16 protein-coding genes are annotated in these 16,154 nt (G+C 63.3%); 12 read left to right on the top strand and 4 right to left on the bottom strand.

All coding sequences use genetic code 11. The features are described from left to right. Positions 1–122 precede the first annotated feature (122 nt). Positions 123–665: a methylated-DNA--[protein]-cysteine S-methyltransferase gene (locus ABIA96_RS04775; protein WP_354135878.1), complete on the top strand. Its 543-nt coding sequence runs from the start codon at positions 123–125 to the stop codon at positions 663–665. Between the two features lie 151 nt (positions 666–816). On the opposite strand, the gene ABIA96_RS04770 is transcribed toward ABIA96_RS04775, so the two are convergent. Further along, entirely contained in the window at positions 817–2,349 is a 1,533-nt protein-coding gene (locus ABIA96_RS04770) for an acyl-CoA synthetase (RefSeq protein ID WP_354135877.1), read from the bottom strand. A 110-nt stretch (positions 2,350–2,459) separates the two neighbouring features. After that, on the bottom strand, positions 2,460–3,632 hold the full coding sequence (locus ABIA96_RS04765; RefSeq protein WP_354136415.1) for an acetyl-CoA C-acetyltransferase: 1,173 nt from the start codon (positions 3,630–3,632) through the stop codon (positions 2,460–2,462). Between the two features lie 156 nt (positions 3,633–3,788). Between ABIA96_RS04765 and ABIA96_RS04760 the strand changes: the two genes are divergently transcribed. The 8 genes from ABIA96_RS04760 (at position 3,789) to ABIA96_RS04725 (ending at position 12,723) form a co-directional block, all read left to right on the top strand. Next, positions 3,789–4,448, top strand: a complete 660-nt coding sequence (locus tag ABIA96_RS04760; RefSeq protein WP_354135876.1) for a TetR family transcriptional regulator — start codon at positions 3,789–3,791, stop codon at positions 4,446–4,448. A 55-nt stretch (positions 4,449–4,503) separates the two neighbouring features. Next, positions 4,504–5,262 carry an SDR family NAD(P)-dependent oxidoreductase gene (locus ABIA96_RS04755; RefSeq protein WP_354135875.1) on the top strand — a complete coding sequence of 253 codons (759 nt, stop codon included), beginning with the start codon at positions 4,504–4,506 and terminating at the stop codon, positions 5,260–5,262. A gap of 229 nt (positions 5,263–5,491) precedes the next feature. Beyond that, the gene (locus tag ABIA96_RS04750; protein WP_354135874.1) at positions 5,492–6,298 is read left to right on the top strand and encodes an enoyl-CoA hydratase/isomerase family protein; all 807 of its coding nucleotides are present in this window, start codon (positions 5,492–5,494) and stop codon (positions 6,296–6,298) included. 44 nt (positions 6,299–6,342) lie between these two features. Beyond that, a complete protein-coding gene (locus ABIA96_RS04745) occupies positions 6,343–8,214 on the top strand; it encodes an AMP-binding protein (protein ID WP_354135873.1) in 1,872 nt (623 codons plus the stop codon). Between the two features lie 28 nt (positions 8,215–8,242). Next, positions 8,243–9,370, top strand: a complete 1,128-nt coding sequence (locus tag ABIA96_RS04740; protein ID WP_354135872.1) for an acyl-CoA dehydrogenase family protein — start codon at positions 8,243–8,245, stop codon at positions 9,368–9,370. Positions 9,371–9,385: 15 nt separating this feature from the next. After that, positions 9,386–10,633, top strand: coding sequence for an acyl-CoA dehydrogenase (locus tag ABIA96_RS04735; RefSeq protein WP_354135871.1), 1,248 nt, complete (start codon positions 9,386–9,388; stop codon positions 10,631–10,633). 9 nt (positions 10,634–10,642) lie between these two features. Further along, positions 10,643–11,887 (top strand): acyl-CoA dehydrogenase, encoded by a 1,245-nt coding sequence (locus ABIA96_RS04730; protein ID WP_354135870.1) that lies wholly within the window; start codon positions 10,643–10,645, stop codon positions 11,885–11,887. Positions 11,888–12,024: 137 nt separating this feature from the next. Continuing rightward, positions 12,025–12,723 (top strand): nitroreductase, encoded by a 699-nt coding sequence (locus tag ABIA96_RS04725; protein ID WP_354135869.1) that lies wholly within the window; start codon positions 12,025–12,027, stop codon positions 12,721–12,723. A gap of 87 nt (positions 12,724–12,810) precedes the next feature. On the opposite strand, the gene ABIA96_RS04720 is transcribed toward ABIA96_RS04725, so the two are convergent. Continuing rightward, positions 12,811–13,359: a sigma-70 family RNA polymerase sigma factor gene (locus ABIA96_RS04720; RefSeq protein WP_084292346.1), complete on the bottom strand. Its 549-nt coding sequence runs from the start codon at positions 13,357–13,359 to the stop codon at positions 12,811–12,813. Continuing rightward, on the bottom strand, positions 13,359–13,592 hold the full coding sequence (locus tag ABIA96_RS04715; protein WP_045004093.1) for a NepR family anti-sigma factor: 234 nt from the start codon (positions 13,590–13,592) through the stop codon (positions 13,359–13,361). Before ABIA96_RS04715 ends, ABIA96_RS04720 begins: the two co-directional genes overlap by 1 nt. Before the next feature lie 220 nt (positions 13,593–13,812). Between ABIA96_RS04715 and ABIA96_RS04710 the strand changes: the two genes are divergently transcribed. The 3 genes from ABIA96_RS04710 to ABIA96_RS04700 all read left to right on the top strand — a co-directional run bounded on the left by ABIA96_RS04710 (position 13,813) and on the right by ABIA96_RS04700 (position 16,032). Continuing rightward, entirely contained in the window at positions 13,813–14,619 is an 807-nt protein-coding gene (locus ABIA96_RS04710) for a response regulator (protein WP_354135868.1), read from the top strand. Between the two features lie 130 nt (positions 14,620–14,749). Beyond that, complete coding sequence (locus tag ABIA96_RS04705) at positions 14,750–15,355, top strand: nuclear transport factor 2 family protein (RefSeq protein WP_354135867.1); 606 nt, start codon at positions 14,750–14,752, stop codon at positions 15,353–15,355. Between the two features lie 248 nt (positions 15,356–15,603). Continuing rightward, on the top strand, positions 15,604–16,032 hold the full coding sequence (locus ABIA96_RS04700; RefSeq protein WP_354135866.1) for a hypothetical protein: 429 nt from the start codon (positions 15,604–15,606) through the stop codon (positions 16,030–16,032). Positions 16,033–16,154 lie beyond the last annotated feature (122 nt).

Below are 16,154 nucleotides of genomic sequence, written 5' to 3'. Positions count from 1 at the left end.
TGTGCGGAACTCCTGTGCAAGATTCCCGGAAACCGGGTGGATCGCAACTATTTCCAAGCCTAGAATTAGGCCGAGATCACATTGGGGGCATGCGACGTAGACGCAAGCTCAGGAACCAAGCCATGACCGACCAGCATTTTGCCCTGTTCGACACCAGGATCGGCCTCTGCGCCGTCGCCTGGGGCCCGCGCGGCATCAACGGCACCCAGTTGCCCATGGGTGGCGAGGAGAAAATCCGCACCCGCATCAGCCAACGCCACGCCGACGCACGTGAGGCCGAGCCGACCGCTGACGTGCAACAGGCGATCGACCGCATCGTGAAGCTGCTCGCGGGCGAGCCGGATGACCTCACCGATATCCCGCTCGATCTCGACGGGGTGCCCGACTTCAACCGCGGCGTCTACGAGATCGCCCGCGCCATCCCGCCCGGCAAGACCATCACCTATGGCGACATCGCCAAGCAGCTCGGCGGTGTCCAGCTGTCGCGCGACGTCGGCCAGGCACTCGGGCACAACCCATGCCCGATCGTCGTGCCCTGCCATCGCGTGCTGGCGGCCGGTAACAAGCCCGGCGGCTTCTCGGCGAATGGCGGCGTGGTGACGAAGCTGAAGATGCTCGAGATCGAAGGCGCACTGGTGAACCACACGCCGAGTTTGTTTGATTGAGAGGGCTTGCACCGGCGCCGTAGGGTACGCAAAGCGACTTGTCCGCCGTAGCTCGAAGAGCGAAGGCGGAAGCGTGCCCACCAAATGATCGTGACATAGACAGGTGGTGGGCACGGCGCTTTGCGCCTTTGCCCACCCTACGCATCCCGCCTTAAATTTTTGCTGCCGTCTTCGGCCAATACCTATCCCGCAGATGCCGCTTCACCAGCTTGCCGGTCGGCGTGCGCGGCAGCTCCGCTTCGAAATCGATCGAGCGCGGGCACTTGATCGCCGAGAGGCGCGTCTTGCAGTAGGCGATCAGGTCGGCCTCGAGCTCCTTGCCGGCATGCTTCATGTCGTGCGGCTGCACCACCGCCTTCACCTCTTCGCCCATCTCCTCGTTCGGCACGCCGAACACGGCGACGTCGGCGATCTCCGGGTGGGTGATCAGCACGTCCTCAGTTTCCTGCGGGTAGATATTCACGCCGCCTGAGATGATCATGTAGGACTTGCGGTCGGTGAGGAACAGGAAGCCGTCTTTGTCGAGATAGCCGACGTCGCCGAGCGTCGACCAGCCCTTGGCGTTGTAGGCCTTCTTGGTCTTCTCGGGAGTGAACGCCGGCGCATCGGCGAAATAGACCGTGCCGATCTCGCCCACCGGCTGCTCCTCGTCGTTCTCGTCCAGAATCTTGATTGTGCCGACCACCGCGCGGCCGACGCTACCGCGATGCTCCAGCCATTGCTGCGAATTGCAGACGGTGACGCCGTTGCCTTCCGAGCCGGCGTAATACTCGATCAGGATCGGCCCCCACCATTCGATCATCTTCGCTTTCACGTCGACCGGGCAGGGCGCGGCGGCGTGGATCGCGCCTTTCAGCGCCGAGACATTGTACTTGGCGCGGACCTCGTCCGGCAGCTTCAGCATGCGGACGAACATGGTCGGTACCAGCTGTGACTGTGTGATCTTGTATTTTTCGACGAGCTTGAGGAAATCCTCGGCGTCGAAATGTTCCATGATGATGGAAGTGCCACCAAGCACGATCGCCATCATGTTGAAACGTAAGGGGGCCGCATGATAGAGCGGCGCCGGCGACAGATAGGTGCTTTCCGCGTTCATGCCGCACATGGTGGCGCAGAGCACGCGAAGGAAGGCGTTCGGCTCGTCGACGGGTTTGCCCTCGAAGTCCTTCTTGATGCCTTTGGGACGACCGGTAGTGCCCGACGAATACAGCATGTCGTAGCCGGCGACTTCGTTGGCGATCGGTGTGATCGGCTGCGCCATCGCCTCGTTGTCGTACGAGCGGAAGCCGGGCAGGGGATCGTCGACCATGTAGAAGATCGGTTCGCCCGGCGCGCCCTTGACCAGGTCCTTGATCTGGTCGGCGCATTTCGGCGTGGTGATCACGACCTTGGCGCCGCAATCGCCGATGATGTAGTCGATCTCGTCCTGCTTCAGATAGCGGCTGATCGCGGTGTAATAGAGTCCGCTGCGTTGCGCCGCCCAGCAGATCTCCATGAAGGCGAGGCGGTTTTCCATCAGCAGCGCGATGTGATCGCCGGCTTTCAGTCCGAGCGAGCGGAACAGCTGCGCACCCTGGTTCGAGAGCTCGTCGAGCTCGCGATAGGTGATTGCCTTGCCGGTCCCGGCCATCTGGTAGGCGATCTTGTCGGGCGTGGACTTCGCGTAGACGGACGGATGAGTCATGGCGTTTCCCCAGAACGCGAATAGCGAATGGCGAATAGGGGAAGAAGGACAAATGCCCTTCGCCTACTCACCATTCGCTACTCGCCACTCACTACTCCCTTTTGCTGTTGTTACAGCCGCTCGACGATCGTCACGTTCGCCATGCCGCCACCTTCGCACATGGTCTGCAGGCCATAGCGCTTGCCGCGCTGGTGCAGGGCGTGGACCAGCGTCGTCATCAGCTTGGTGCCGGAGCCGCCAAGGGGATGGCCGAGCGCGATCGCGCCGCCATTGACGTTGAGCCTGCTGGGATCGGCGCCGGTGGTCTTCAGCCAGCCGGTCGGCACCGAGGCGAAGGCCTCGTTGACCTCGAACAGGTCGATGTCGGCGATCTTCATGCCGGCCTTCTCCAGGGCGCGCTTGGTGGCATGCAAGGGAGCATCGAGCATGATGACGGGATCGCCGCCGGTCATGGTCAGGTGGTGGATGCGCGCGAGCGGCTTCACGCCAAGCTGCTTGAGGCCGCGCTCGTTGACGACCATCACGCCGGAGGCGCCATCACAGATCTGGCTGGCGCTCGCCGCGGTGAGCTTGCCGTTCTCGGCGATCAGCTTGACGCCCTTGATGCCGTCGAGCGTGGCGTCGAAGCGGATGCCTTCGTCGATGTGGTGGGTGTCCTTGGAGCCGTCTGCGCGGGTGATCTCGAGCGGCACGATCTCCTTCTTGAAGTGACCGGCCTGGGTCGCTGCGATCGCGCGCTGATGGCTGTTGTAGGAATATTCGTCGAGGTCGTCCTTCGACAGGCCGTACTTCTCGGCCATCATCTCGGCGCCCGTGAACTGGCTGAACACGATGTTCGGATATTGGTGCTCGATGCCCGGGCTCTTGTAATTGCCAAAGCCGTTCTTGGCCGGGAGCTGCGAGGACAGTCCCATCGGCACGCGCGTCATGGACTCCACGCCGGCGGCGATTACCACGTCCATCGTGCCGGACATCACGGCCTGCGCGGCAAAGTGAAGGGCCTGCTGCGAGGAGCCGCACTGGCGGTCGATCGAGGTGCCCGGCACGCTCTCGGGAAGCTTCGAAGCCATGATCGCGTTGCGCGCGACATTGTTGGACTGCTCACCGACCTGCATCACGCAGCCCATGATCACGTCTTCGACGAGCGCGGGATCAACCGTGGTGCGATCGACCAGTTCGTCCAGCACTTTTGCGGCCAGATCGGCCGGATGCCAGCCGGCGAGGCGGCCCCCCTTGCGCCCGCCCGCGGTACGCGCAGCGGCGACGATATAAGCCTCGGCCATTTCGGTCTCTCCCATGATTGTTCTTGATAGGGTTGGGTTGTCGGGGTGGATTTAATGGGCGGGATATCGTTTAGTCAATCGATCAATTAACTCTTGTGATCAGGCGCTGCTTCGGCTTATCTGCGCCCGCTCGCGCAACGAGAACAAGGGATCTCCGTGACTACCAGCGTACCGAACAAGCTCCCCAGCGGAAAGAATTCCACGGCAGAGAAACTGCTCGTGGCCGCGAGCGAGCTGATGATCGAACGCTCCTCGATCGAGATCTCGCTTTCCGACATCGCCCAAAAGTCGGGCGCCAACGCCGCGCTGGTCAAATATCATTTCGGCAACAAGGACGGCCTGCTGCTGGCGCTGCTGGCGCGGGATGCTGCGACCGAAATGTCCAATCTCGAATATCTGCTGGCACAGCAGATCAGCTCGACGGCGAAGCTGAAGCTGCATATTGCCGGCATCATCCGCGCCTATCACCGGTTCCCCTACATGAACCGACTGATCCACTATCTCCTGCACGAGAGTGTTGCGGGATCCGCCGATGAAGTCTCGAAATTCTTCGTCGCGCCGCTGCTCGACTTTCATCGCCGGCTGCTCGCCGAAGGCGTCAGCCGCGGCGAGTTCCGCGCCACCGATCCGGTGCTGTTCTACACCAGCCTGATCGGCGCCTGCGATCACCTGTTCTTCGGCCGGCACGCGATGTCTCGCGCGACCGGCGTCGGCCCGGTCACCGATGACGTCTGCCGGCAATATATCAAGCACATGGAAACGCTGATCTGCGGCGGCATCCTTACGCAAGCCGAGGAAACTGCCGCGGCCGGATAATGCGGTCGAGACTTTCAAGTCTAGAGAAGAAACGTCCAAGGAAAGGTAGCTTGTCATGGAATTGAAAGACGTAGCCGTTCTCATCACCGGCGGTGGTTCGGGCCTCGGCGAAGCGACTGCCCGCGCCATGGCGGCGAAGGGCGCCAAGATCGGCGTGATCGATCAGAACAAGGACAACGCCGAGAAGGTCGCGGCCGAAGTAAAGGGCGTCGCGCTGCATGCCGACGTCACCAGCGAGGAGCAGATCAAGGCGGCGATCGCCAAGGCGGAAGCCGTGCATGGTGTTGCCCGCGTGCTGATGAACTGCGCCGGCATCGGTGGTTCGCAGCGCATCGTCGGCCGCGACGGCGTCTATCCGCTGGAAAAGTTCGCGCGCATCATCAACGTCAACCTCATCGGCACGTTCAACTGTCTGCGCTTGTTCGCCGAGCGCCTCGTCACGATCGAACCGGTCGGTGAAGAGCGCGGCGTCATCATCAACACCGCCTCGGTTGCCGCTTACGAAGGCCAGATCGGCCAGATTGCCTATTCTGCATCCAAGGGCGGCGTTGTCGGTCTCACGCTGCCGGCCGCGCGTGATCTCGCGAGCCAAAAAATCCGCGTCAACACCATCGCGCCCGGCCTGTTCTTGACGCCGCTGCTGATGGGCCTGAACGAAGAGTCCCGCAAAAGTCTCGGCGCCCAGGTGCCGCATCCCTCGCGTCTCGGCGATGCCAGGGAATACGGCGCGCTCGCCGTACATATGGTCGAGAATCCGATGCTCAATGGCGAGACCATCCGCCTCGACGGCGCCATCCGCATGGCTCCGCGGTAGGTTTCTTCCCTTCTCCCCTTGTGGGAGAAGGTGGCGTAGGCGGCCTTCGGCCGCCGTCCTTAAGAGGACGCCGATGCTTCGCATCGGCTATGGCGCCGGATGAGGGGTTTGCATCCGCGGAGACAGACCCCTCACCCAAGCGAACTCTGGGCTCTCAGCGTACATGCCCTCTCCCACAAGGGGAGAGGGCGCAATAACAGCCACCTCACGCGCGGATGTAAGAGGCCCCATGTCCCAACCGCTGCTGATCGAGCATGACGACGGCGTCGACCGGGTGACGCTCAATCGTCCTGACAGCCTCAACGCACTCGATCCCGCGCTGATCGATGCGCTCAACGTCTATTTCCAGGGCCTCCAGCGTAACCGCGACACGCGCGTGGTGGTGCTGAGGGGCGCGGGCAAGAACTTTTGTGCAGGCCTTGATCTCAAGGCGGCGATGGCGCGCCGTGCCGGGCAGCAGGAGCCGCCCGGCGTCACGGAGTCCCTGGACTCGCAACGCCGCATCGCCGATATCGTGATGCTGATGCGACGATGCCCGCAGCCGATCCTGTCGCTGGTGCAGGGCGCGGCGGCCGGCGGCGGGTTCGCGCTGGCACTCGCCTCCGATATTCGCATCGCAACCAAGTCGGCGCGGATGAACTGCGCCTTCATCAAGCTCGGCCTCGGCGGCTGCGACATCGGCAGCAGCTACTTTCTGCCGCGGCTCGTCGGTGTGTCCGTGGCGTCCGAGCTGATCCTGACAGGGCGCTTCATCGGCGCCGAGCGCGCACTTGCAGTCGGGCTCGTCTCGGAGGTCGTGGACGAGGACGCGCTCGACGCAGCTGCCGAACCTTATGTCGATGCGATGATGACGGCCTCGCCCGTGGGGCTGCGCCTGTCCAAGGAATGTCTCAACATGAGTGTCGACGCCGGATCGCTGGAAGCTGTTATCGCGATGGAGGATCGCAATCAGGTCCTGTGCAGCCGCTCCGAGGAATTTTCGGAAGGCATCAGGGCCTTCCTTGAGAAGCGAAAGCCTGTCTATATCAAGCGCTGAACGACAAAGATCCGTAAAGGACAATAAATTCCGGGAGACGCAAAATGAGTGGAAGCGCGGCGGCGGTGATGTCAAAGCCCGCCTTTCGCAAGGTCGAGTGGCTTGCGCGCGACATCGACGTCGAGCGCCGTGCTGATGGCACGGTGGTGCTGAAGTCGCGCATTCCCTTGCAGGTTTACGAGAAGCATCTTCCGGCCTCGCTCGCGAAGTGGGCCAGGGAAGCGCCCGAGCGCATCTGGCTCGCGCAGCGCGGCGGTCCCAACCGCGAATGGCGCAAGGTGTCGTATGGCGGCGCCAAGCGCACCGTCGATGCGCTGACGCAGGCGCTGCTCAATCTCAGGCTTGACGGACGTCCAGTCGCGATCCTTTCCGGCAACTCAATCGAGCATGCGCTGTTGACGCAGGCCGCGATGCAGGCGCGCCTCCCGGCGGCCCCGGTGTCGCCGGCCTATTCCCTGATGAGCCACGATCACGTCAAGCTGAAGTACCTGTTCGACCTGATCAAGCCGGCCGTCGTGATGGTGCAGGATGGCCCGACCTTCGAGATGGCTCTGAAAGCACTCGATCTCAGCGGCGTCACTGTCGTTCACGTCGTTCGGCCGTGCGAGGGCGTGAAGAGCGCCAGCTTTGCCGAGCTTGCGGCGACGCCCGTGACCGCTGATGTCGAAGCTTCGATCGCAAAAATCACGCCCGACACCGTCGGCAAGCTGCTGTTCACGTCCGGATCGACCGGCATGCCCAAGGCCGTCATCAATACGCAGGGCATGATGTGCGCCAATGCGGCGATGATGATGCAGGTGCGGCCGCGCACGCCGGGCGGTCCGCTCGCCACCGTGCTGGATTGGATGCCTTGGAATCACACCATGGGCGGCAATGCTGCGTTTCATCCGGTGCTCGTTGACGGCGGCACGCTCTATATCGACGACGGTCGACCGCTGCCGGGGCAGCTCGAGGAAACCATCAGGAACCTGCGCGAGGTCTCGCCGACCTATTACGCCAACGTGCCGGCCGGCTATGCCGCGCTGGCGGCAGCGATGGAGAAGGACGATGCGCTGTGCCGCTCGTTCTTCAAGAACCTGTCGATCATGGCCTATGGCGGCGCGCGGCTGCCCGACGATCTCTACGACCGCATGCAAGCGCTGGCGGTGAAGACCACCGGTGAACGCATCGTGTTTTACACCGGCTGGGGCTCGACTGAGACCGCGCCGACCTCGACGGGCACCTATTGGGACACCGAGCGCGTGGGCCTGATCGGCCTGCCGTTCCCCGGCGTCGAGCTGAAGATGGTGCCGTGCGGCTCGAAATACGAGCTACGCTTGCGTGGCGTCAACGTGACGCCCGGCTATTTCGGTCAGCCTGATCTGACGAAGAAGATGTTCGACGAGGAAGGCTTTTACTGCATCGGCGATGCCGGCATCTTCGTCGACGACGCCGATCCGGTGAAGGGCATCATCTTCGCCGGCCGGGTGGTCGAAGACTTCAAGCTCACCACCGGTACTTTCGTGCATGTCGGCTCGCTCCGCACCGATGCGATTGCCGCGGCGACGCCTGTCGTGCATGACGCGCTGGTCGCGGGACAGGATCGGGCCTTCATCGGACTGCTGGCCTGGCCGAACCTGCACGCCTGCCGCCAGCTCGTCGGCAATGCCGATCTCAGCTTCGAGGATGCCGTAAAGCATCCCGAGGTGATTGCCTGCTTCAAGCGTGGACTCGATGCGCACAACAGGGCGTGCGAAGGCGCCAGCAGCCGCATCATCGCGCGCGCGATGCTGATGGCCGAGCCGCCCTCGATCGACGGCAATGAGCTCACCGACAAGGGTTACATCAACCAGCGCGCCGGCCTCGAACGCCGCGCTGCGCTGGTGGAGCGGCTTTATGCGGACAAGCCGGATCAAGACGTCATCATTCTCAACTAATCGACATCATCAACACGGGTGCGCCGCCATGAACTTCGATTTCTCCGACGACCAGAAGCAGCTCCGCGATCAGGCGCGCAAGTTCCTCACTGAGAAGTGCTCGCCCAAGGCGGTGCGCGTCGTGCTCGACGGCAAGGCGCCCTACGACAAGGAGCTCTGGAAGGGCCTCGCCGAGATGGGCTTTCTCGGTGTCGCGATCCCCGAGGAGTTTGGCGGTGCTGGTGCGGGTCATCTCGAGCTTTGCGTGATCGCCGAAGAGATGGGCCGCGCGAACGCGCCGGTGCCGTTCTCGTCGACCGTCTACCTCGCAGCCGAAGCGCTGCTGATCGCCGGCAGCGAAGCGCAAAAGAAGAAGTGGCTGCCCGCGATCGCCTCGGGCGATGCGATCGGCACGCTGGCGCTGTTCGAAGGCAAGGGCAATCCGTCGCCGAAGAACATCAAGCTGACGGCCGCGAATGGCGTGCTCAATGGCGTCAAGAAGCCGGTGGCCGATGGCGCGATTGCCGACTTCGCGGTGGTCGCGGCGCGCACAGGCTCCAGCGGTCGCGACGGCGACATCTCGCTGTTCCTGGTCGATCTCAAGGCTGGCGGTGTCGAGGTGAAAAGCCTCACCAATCTCGATCCGACCAGGGGGCAAGCCGAGATCACCTTTAAAGGCTGCAAGGCCGAGGCGCTCGGTGCCGCCGGCGAAGGCTGGAGCATCCTCTCGCAGATGCTCGACCGTGCCGCGGTGCTGTGCGCGTTCGAGCAGGTCGGCGGTTCCGACCGCGCGCTGGAGATGGGCCGCGACTACGCGCTCGGCCGCATCGCCTTCGGCCGCCAGATCGGCTCGTTCCAGGCGGTCAAGCATATGCTCGCCGATATGTATGTCTCGGCGACGCTGGCGCGCTCCAATAGCTATTACGGCGCCTGGGCGCTCTCGACCAACGCATCCGAGCTGCCGGAAGCCGCTGCCGCCGCGCGCATCAGCGCGACCCAGGCGTTCCAGCACTGCGCCAAGAACAACATCCAGGTTCACGGCGGCATGGGTTTCACCTGGGAGTTCGACTGCCACATGTATTACCGCCGCGCCAACGCGATGGCGCTTGGGCTCGGCAGCCTCTCTTATTGGGAAGACCAGCTGATCGACCGCATGCGCAAGAAGAACGCGGCGTAAGCGAAGGACATCGCCATGAACTTCGATGACACCCCGCAGGAAGCCGAATTCCGCGCTACCGCACGCGCCTGGATCGGCGCAAACGCGCCCAAGCAATACGAGGACGAGCTGCGCAAATCCTCGCTCGGGCGCACTCAGCTCAAGGACGCTAACATTCTCGAGGTCGCAAAGGCCTGGCAGAAGAAAAAGGCCGATGCCGGCTGGGCGTGCCTGCATTGGCCGAAAGAGTATGGCGGCCGCGGTTCGTCGCCGATCGAGCGCGTGATCTGGCAGCAGGAAGAAGGACCGTTCGGCCAGCTCTCCCGCATGTTCATCATCGGCCACGGCATGTGCGGGCCGACCATGATGGCGTTCGCACGCGAAGAGCATAGGCGCACTTTTCTGCCGCCGCTCGCCTCCGGCGAGAAAGTGTGGTGCCAGCTGTTCTCCGAGCCCGCCGGCGGCTCCGATGTCGCGGGCCTGCGCACGCGCGCGGAAAAGGATGGCGACGACTGGGTCATCAACGGCCAGAAGATCTGGACCTCGGGCGCGCATTATTCCGACTACGGGATTCTGCTCACCCGTACCGATCCGACCGTGCCCAAGCACAAGGGGCTCACCATGTTCTTCCTGGACATGAAAAGCCGCGGTGTCGAGGTGCGCCCGATCAAGCAGGCGAGCGGCGCCTCCGATTTCAACGAGGTCTATTTCACCAACGTCCGCATCCCCGACCACCAGCGCCTCGGCGAGGTCGGTGACGGCTGGAACGTCTCGCTGACCACGCTGATGAACGAGCGCAGCGCGATCGGCGCGGCCGTCTCGACCGGTTTTCCGGAGCTGTTCGAGTATTGCGCGAGCCTGATGCTCGACGACGGTCCGGCGATCGAGGATCGCGCGGTCCGTTCGAAGCTTGCGAACTGGGCGGTGAAGGCGAGTGGCTTGCGCTACACCAGTATGCGCGCGATCTCGGCGCTGTCGAAGGGCGAGAGGCCGGGCCCGGAAAACTCCATCGGCAAGCTGGTCGCGGGCTCGATGATCCAGGACGTCGCGACCTACGCGCTGGATCTGCAAGGTGCGAGCGGTGTGCTCAGCGGTCCGGAAGATGCCGAAATCGCCGGCCGTTTCCAGGCGATGCTCTTGCGTGCGCCGGGTACGCGCGTCGAGGGCGGTACGGACGAGATCATGCGCAACATCATCGCCGAGCGGGTCTTGGGTCTGCCCGGCGATATCCGTGTCGACAAGGACGTGCCGTTCAACAAGATCCCGACCAAGGGAAGAGGTTAGAGGTCCGCCATGAATTTCGACGACACCCCGCAGGAAACCGCATTCCGCGAGACCGCGCGCAAATGGGTCGACGCCAACGCGCCGAAGGAGTTCGAGCAGGAGCTGTCAAAGTCTTCGCTCGGCCGCATCCGCCTTGCCAAGCACGATATGGTCGATGTCGGCAAGGCCTGGCAGAAGAAGAAGGCGGAGGGCGGCTGGGCCTGCCTGCACTGGCCGAAGGAATATGGCGGCCGCGGTGCTACGCCGATCGAGCGGGTGATCTGGCAGCAGGAGGAGGGCGTCTACGGCAAGCTGACGCAGCCGTTTCAGATCGGCGAGGGCATGTGCGGTCCGACCGTGATGGCCTGGGGCAGCGAAGACGCCAAACGGCGGTATCTGCCCAAGCTCGCTGCGGGCGAGGAGATCTGGTGCCAGCTGTTCTCCGAGCCGTCGGCCGGCTCCGACGTTGCGGGTCTGCGCACGCGCGCGGATAAGAAGGGCGACAATTGGGTCGTCAACGGCCAGAAGATCTGGACCTCCGGCGCGCACTACTCCGATTACGGCCTGTTGATCGCGCGCACCGATCCGAATGTGCCCAAGCACAAGGGCCTGACCATGTTCTTCCTGGACATGAAGAGCCCGGGCGTCGAGGTGCGGCCGATCAAGCAGGCCAACGGCATGCAGGAATTCAACGAGGTCTATTTCACCGACGTCGTGATTCCCGATAGCCAGCGGCTCGGCGCCGTCGGCGAAGGCTGGAGCGTGTCGCTGACCACGCTGATGAACGAGCGCATGTCGATCGGCTCGCGGCTTGCGACTGGCGTGCCTGAATTGTTCGAGTTCTGCTCCAACCTCATGCTGGAGGATGGCCTCGCCATCGACGATCCCGCCGTGCGCTCAAAGCTTGCGAGCTGGGCGGTGAAGTCGAGCGGGCTGAAATACACCAGCTACCGCGCGATCTCTGCGCTGTCCAAGGGCGAACGGCCGGGTCCGGAGAATTCGATCGGCAAGCTGGTGTCGGGCATGATGCTGCAGGACATCGCGACCTATGCGATGGATCTCCAGGGCGCAGCCGGTGTTCTTACAGGCAGCAACGAGGAAACGGTGCACGGCCAGTTTCAGCAGATGTTGCTGTCCTCACCCTCGATGCGCATCGCCGGCGGCACCGACGAGATCCTGCGCAACATCATCGCCGAGCGCGTGCTGGGTCTGCCGGGCGACATCCGTGTCGACAAGGACGTGCCTTATAACAAGATCCCGACCAAGGGGCGGTGATTTTGCTTTTCGTCGTATCTCGTAGGGTGGGCAAAGCAAAGCGTGCCCACCATATGGAGATGCGCCGGGGAAAGACTGTCGGTGGGCACGGCGCTTCGCGCCTTTGCTCACCCTACGAGAAGAGTGCGAGCTGACCCATGGACGCAAAAGTAAACCAGAACGACCGCATCGGCGCGCTTGAAGATCTCCTCAACGAGCGCTATTCCGTCCGCGCCTTCCTGCCCAAGGAAGTCGACCGCGCGACCATCGAACATGTGCTGACGACGGCGCAACGCACCGCGTCCTGGTGCAACAGCCAGCCTTGGGAGGTCATCATCGCCAGCGGCGAGGCCAAGGAACGCTTCCGCCAGTTGATCTACAAGGAGGCCTCGGGCGGCCTCGGCGACGACTATGATTTCACGCCGCCCCGTGAATACGCCGGCGTCTATCTCGAACGCCGCCGCGAGAGCGGCTTTCAGCTTTACAATACGCTCGGCATCCCGCGCGGCGACAAGATGGGCTACGCCAGGCAGGCGCTGGAGAATTACAATTTTTTCGGCGCGCCGCATGTCGCGATCATTCACACCAACGAGCCGCTCGGCATCTATGGCGCGATCGATTGCGGGGCTTACGTCTCGAATTTCATGCTCGCCGCCCAGGCGCTCGGGCTAGGCACGATTCCGCAGGCCGCACTTGCGCGCCATTCCGGCCTGATCCGCCGCCACTTCAATCTGCCCGACGACCGCCGTGTCGTCTGCGGCATCTCGTTCGGCTACGCAGACAATGCGCACAAGGTGAACAGCTACCGCACCTCGCGCGCGAACGTCGCCGACACGGTGACGTTCGTCGAGAACTGATCGAGCCACAATCAGCTGCCCACACTCATGCAAAGACGGCCGCGCAAACGGCCGCCTTTACAGCTGTCGCCAAAATCGATTGACGCGCTATCCGCCGCTGCCGCCGATCACGGCGCGCACGGTCTCGTCGGGCCCGAAATCCTCGGCGCCGTCGACATAGAGCAGCGCGGCGAGCTTCGAACGCGCGCGGTTGACGCGGCTCTTGATGGTGCCGACCGCACAGCCGCAGATCGAGGCCGCGTCCTCATAGGAGAAGCCCGAGGCGCCGACCAGGATCAACGCTTCGCGCTGGTCCTGCGGAAGCTTCTCCAGCGCGCCGCGAAACTCCTCGAACTCGAGGTGGGCGTTCTGCGAGGGTTGCGTCTTCAGCGTCTTGGCATAGTTGCCCTCGGCATCCTCGACCTCGCGCCGCCGCTTGCGATAGTCGGAGCGGAACAGGTTGCGCAGGATCGTGAACAGCCACGCCGGCAGATTGGAGCCGGGCTGGAACGAGTCGATGTTGGCGAGCGCGCGCAACAGCGTTTCCTGCACCAAATCGTCGGCGCGGTCCGCATTGCCGCTGAGCGAAATCGCGAACGCGCGAAGGCTCGGCACGGCCGCGAGGATGTCGTCACGCAGGGAGTTCGTGAGAGGCATTAATCCCTCCCGTTGTTGTCGTTGGAGCCCCCAGCCCCATTCTCGTTCTGAGATCCGCCTCCAGGCGCATCAAGCTTTTTGATGAGCTCCGCGAACCGGTCCGGAACCCCCTGCCGCACGACGTCGTCGTACATGGCGCGCAATTGATGGCCGATCCGGGATTGGATCTCCGGTGTTAGGCCTCCCTTGCCGGGGGTCGTGCTTTTGCTGGCTTGAGACTTGAGATCTTTCATGACCTGTTCCACGTTTCCCCGAGTTAAGTGACTGCAAAATCGAGAAGTTTTCTCAACCGGGAGCAGTTCCCTGGATGAGTTCAATTCCAGGTTCGACAAAAAGTTCCCAAGCCACCGGAACTTTTCTGATCCTGAAGCGTAATCAGTCCTAGTAGGGGAACCCGGGTCTCCCCTCGCAGTTCCTTATTTTTGAGGTTGGCCCGAAATGAATGGAGTGGGGATGTCCCGTTCGCAGCTTGTTGCTGAGCACTTGCCCTTGTTGCGCCGGTATGCGCGCGCCCTGACGGGCAACCAGGCCTCCGGCGACGCCTATGTCGCAGCCATGTTGGAGGCCATGCTGGGGGATCCGTCGGTCCTTGACGAGAGCCATGGGCCGCGCGCCGGCTTGTTCCGGCTGTTCACCCAGATCTGGAATTCGGTCTCGGTCAATGATGATTCCGAGGTGGCGACGCTGCCGATGCCGCCGGAGCGCCGGCTGTCCAACATCACCCCGCTGCCGCGGCAGGCGTTCCTGCTGCTCTCGCTCGAGGGGTTTTCGGAAGAGGAAGTCGCCTTTGTGCTCGGGACCGATGTTGCCGATACGCGCCGTTTGGCCGATACCGCCGGCCGCGAGATGGCGGCCGAGATCGCGACCGACGTCCTGATCATCGAGGATGAGACTTTCATTGCCATGGACCTCGAGAGCCTGGTGAAGAATCTCGGCCACAATGTCGTCGGTGTCGCGCGCACCCACGCCGATGCGGTGGCGCTGGCCAAGAACAAGCGGCCGGGCCTCATCCTCGCCGACATCCAGCTTGCCGACGGCTCGTCGGGTCTTGATGCCGTCAACGAGCTGCTCCGCACTTTCGAGGTACCGGTGGTGTTCATCACCGCTTATCCGGAGCGCTTCCTCACCGGCGAGCGTCCGGAGCCAGCGTTCCTGATCTCAAAGCCGTTCCAGCCCGCCATGGTGTCGGCGGTAGCGAGCCAGGCGCTGTTCTTCCAGCGTAACTCGCGCAACCGTGCGCCGAAGGCGCCCGCGGCGTAAAGAGACCGCGGTCTGGCCATGACGATCCGATCCGGCGTGCTGCAAGGCACGCCGGATTTTCGTGCCCGCTTGACGAGCGCCGAATTCGCCGCTCATACCTCGGGCATCGATCCCCTTCGGAGACGTGCCCATGGACCAGCAACTCCTCGACCGCCTCGCGATTCGCGACCTCGTCGAGAACTGGGCGGTCTGGCGTGACGCCGGCGACTGGGATCGCTTTGCCACGGTCTGGCACGAGGAAGGCTGGATGTCCGCCACCTGGTTTCAGGGGCCGGCGCGGGATTTCATGCGCGTTAGCCAGGAAGGCTTTGCCAAGGGGGTGCGCATCCTGCACTTCCTCGGCGGCACCAGCATCGATCTCGCAGGCGAGCGGGCCATTGCGCAAACCAAGATGACGATCTCACAAAGGGCCCCTGTACACGACGTGCTCTGCGACGTGGTCTGCACCGGACGCTTCTACGATTTCCTGGAGAAGCGACATGACCAATCAGGTATTGGCCAATGGGGCATCGTCCGTCGCCAGCCGATTTACGAGAAGGACCGGATCGATCCGGTCGACCCAGCCGCGACGCTGCGCCTCGACCAGCAGGCGCTGGCCGCGCTGCCCGAAGGCTATCGGCACCTCGCTTACATGCAGGAATTGATCGGCTACAACGTCAAGCGCGACATGCCCGGCCTCGTCGGCGCTGAAGTCGAGAAGCTGTATGGCGAGGGGCGGGAGTGGCTGGCAAAGTGAACGCCAGACAAAAGTAAGGCGCGACTGGCATCACCACAGTCGCGCCCTACGTCGCCGGCTTATGGGGCAGGGGGAATAGCCGGCTGTTGAGACGACTCTCGGGCCAGGGAGTCGTTCCAGGCGGTTGCGAAATTTTTCGCACGGGCCGTACTTTTTCGCACACGGTTAAGTGATCGTAACGGCTGAGAACTCCCGGCCCTCCCCTCGCGTTGTTCCCGCGATCGCCATGGGGCGAGGGATCGACAGCCATGCCACAGATTCAAAAGGTATTTCTTGGTGCCGTCGCACTCGCCGCGACACTTGGCGCCGTTCAGGTCGGTGCCGTGCAACTGGCCTCCGGCCACGATCTGGCCTCCCGCTGGGAAGCACTCGCCGCCCAGCCGAGCCAAGCCTCGGATCGCAATCTCGCAAATCACGTCAATCGTGCCAGCAAGTCCGATCGGCTTGCCGACCTGAAGCCAGCGGCGGCTCCCACCCGCACTGTCTCGATGCGGCTGAACGATCTGGCGGATACGTCGGTGCTGCTTCGGGTCCCTGCGGTCATTGAGACCGGAAACGCGAAGCCGGCCCCCACGCTGCTGAAGCCGGGCCGCAAGCCGACAATCGCGTGCGAGCCGATGGTCAGCTCCCTGACTGAGGTCGCAAAACTGCTGCAGCCCGGCCGCTGCGTGACCTGATCGGCGTCGGCCTTTCTGCAAAACCGCTCTCCCTCGGGGAGGGCGGCTTTGTTTGTCCACTTGATCCCCCATCCCACCGCGTTATATCCCGGCTTTCTCCACTTCTGATTGACCGGGTAAAC

Origin of the sequence: Bradyrhizobium sp. LB11.1 (assembly GCF_040549385.1) — a bacterium.
Classification (GTDB): domain Bacteria; phylum Pseudomonadota; class Alphaproteobacteria; order Rhizobiales; family Xanthobacteraceae; genus Bradyrhizobium.
This window is presented reverse-complemented; position numbering and strand designations above follow the sequence as displayed.

What these genes read in the sequence shown, in the direction of transcription:
- ABIA96_RS04745 (WP_354135873.1), top strand. Translation starts at nt 6,343, where the DNA reads ATGAGTGGAAGCGCGGCGGCGGTGATGTCAAAGCCCGCCTTTCGCAAG.
- ABIA96_RS04765 (WP_354136415.1), bottom strand. Translation starts at nt 3,632, where the DNA reads ATGGCCGAGGCTTATATCGTCGCCGCTGCGCGTACCGCGGGCGGGCGC.
- ABIA96_RS04720 (WP_084292346.1), bottom strand. Translation starts at nt 13,359, where the DNA reads ATGCCTCTCACGAACTCCCTGCGTGACGACATCCTCGCGGCCGTGCCG.
- ABIA96_RS04710 (WP_354135868.1), top strand. Translation starts at nt 13,813, where the DNA reads ATGTCCCGTTCGCAGCTTGTTGCTGAGCACTTGCCCTTGTTGCGCCGG.
- ABIA96_RS04730 (WP_354135870.1), top strand. Translation starts at nt 10,643, where the DNA reads ATGAATTTCGACGACACCCCGCAGGAAACCGCATTCCGCGAGACCGCG.
- ABIA96_RS04775 (WP_354135878.1), top strand. Translation starts at nt 123, where the DNA reads ATGACCGACCAGCATTTTGCCCTGTTCGACACCAGGATCGGCCTCTGC.
- ABIA96_RS04700 (WP_354135866.1), top strand. Translation starts at nt 15,604, where the DNA reads ATGCCACAGATTCAAAAGGTATTTCTTGGTGCCGTCGCACTCGCCGCG.
- ABIA96_RS04735 (WP_354135871.1), top strand. Translation starts at nt 9,386, where the DNA reads ATGAACTTCGATGACACCCCGCAGGAAGCCGAATTCCGCGCTACCGCA.
- ABIA96_RS04750 (WP_354135874.1), top strand. Translation starts at nt 5,492, where the DNA reads ATGTCCCAACCGCTGCTGATCGAGCATGACGACGGCGTCGACCGGGTG.
- ABIA96_RS04740 (WP_354135872.1), top strand. Translation starts at nt 8,243, where the DNA reads ATGAACTTCGATTTCTCCGACGACCAGAAGCAGCTCCGCGATCAGGCG.
- ABIA96_RS04715 (WP_045004093.1), bottom strand. Translation starts at nt 13,592, where the DNA reads ATGAAAGATCTCAAGTCTCAAGCCAGCAAAAGCACGACCCCCGGCAAG.
- ABIA96_RS04705 (WP_354135867.1), top strand. Translation starts at nt 14,750, where the DNA reads ATGGACCAGCAACTCCTCGACCGCCTCGCGATTCGCGACCTCGTCGAG.
- ABIA96_RS04725 (WP_354135869.1), top strand. Translation starts at nt 12,025, where the DNA reads ATGGACGCAAAAGTAAACCAGAACGACCGCATCGGCGCGCTTGAAGAT.
- ABIA96_RS04770 (WP_354135877.1), bottom strand. Translation starts at nt 2,349, where the DNA reads ATGACTCATCCGTCCGTCTACGCGAAGTCCACGCCCGACAAGATCGCC.
- ABIA96_RS04755 (WP_354135875.1), top strand. Translation starts at nt 4,504, where the DNA reads ATGGAATTGAAAGACGTAGCCGTTCTCATCACCGGCGGTGGTTCGGGC.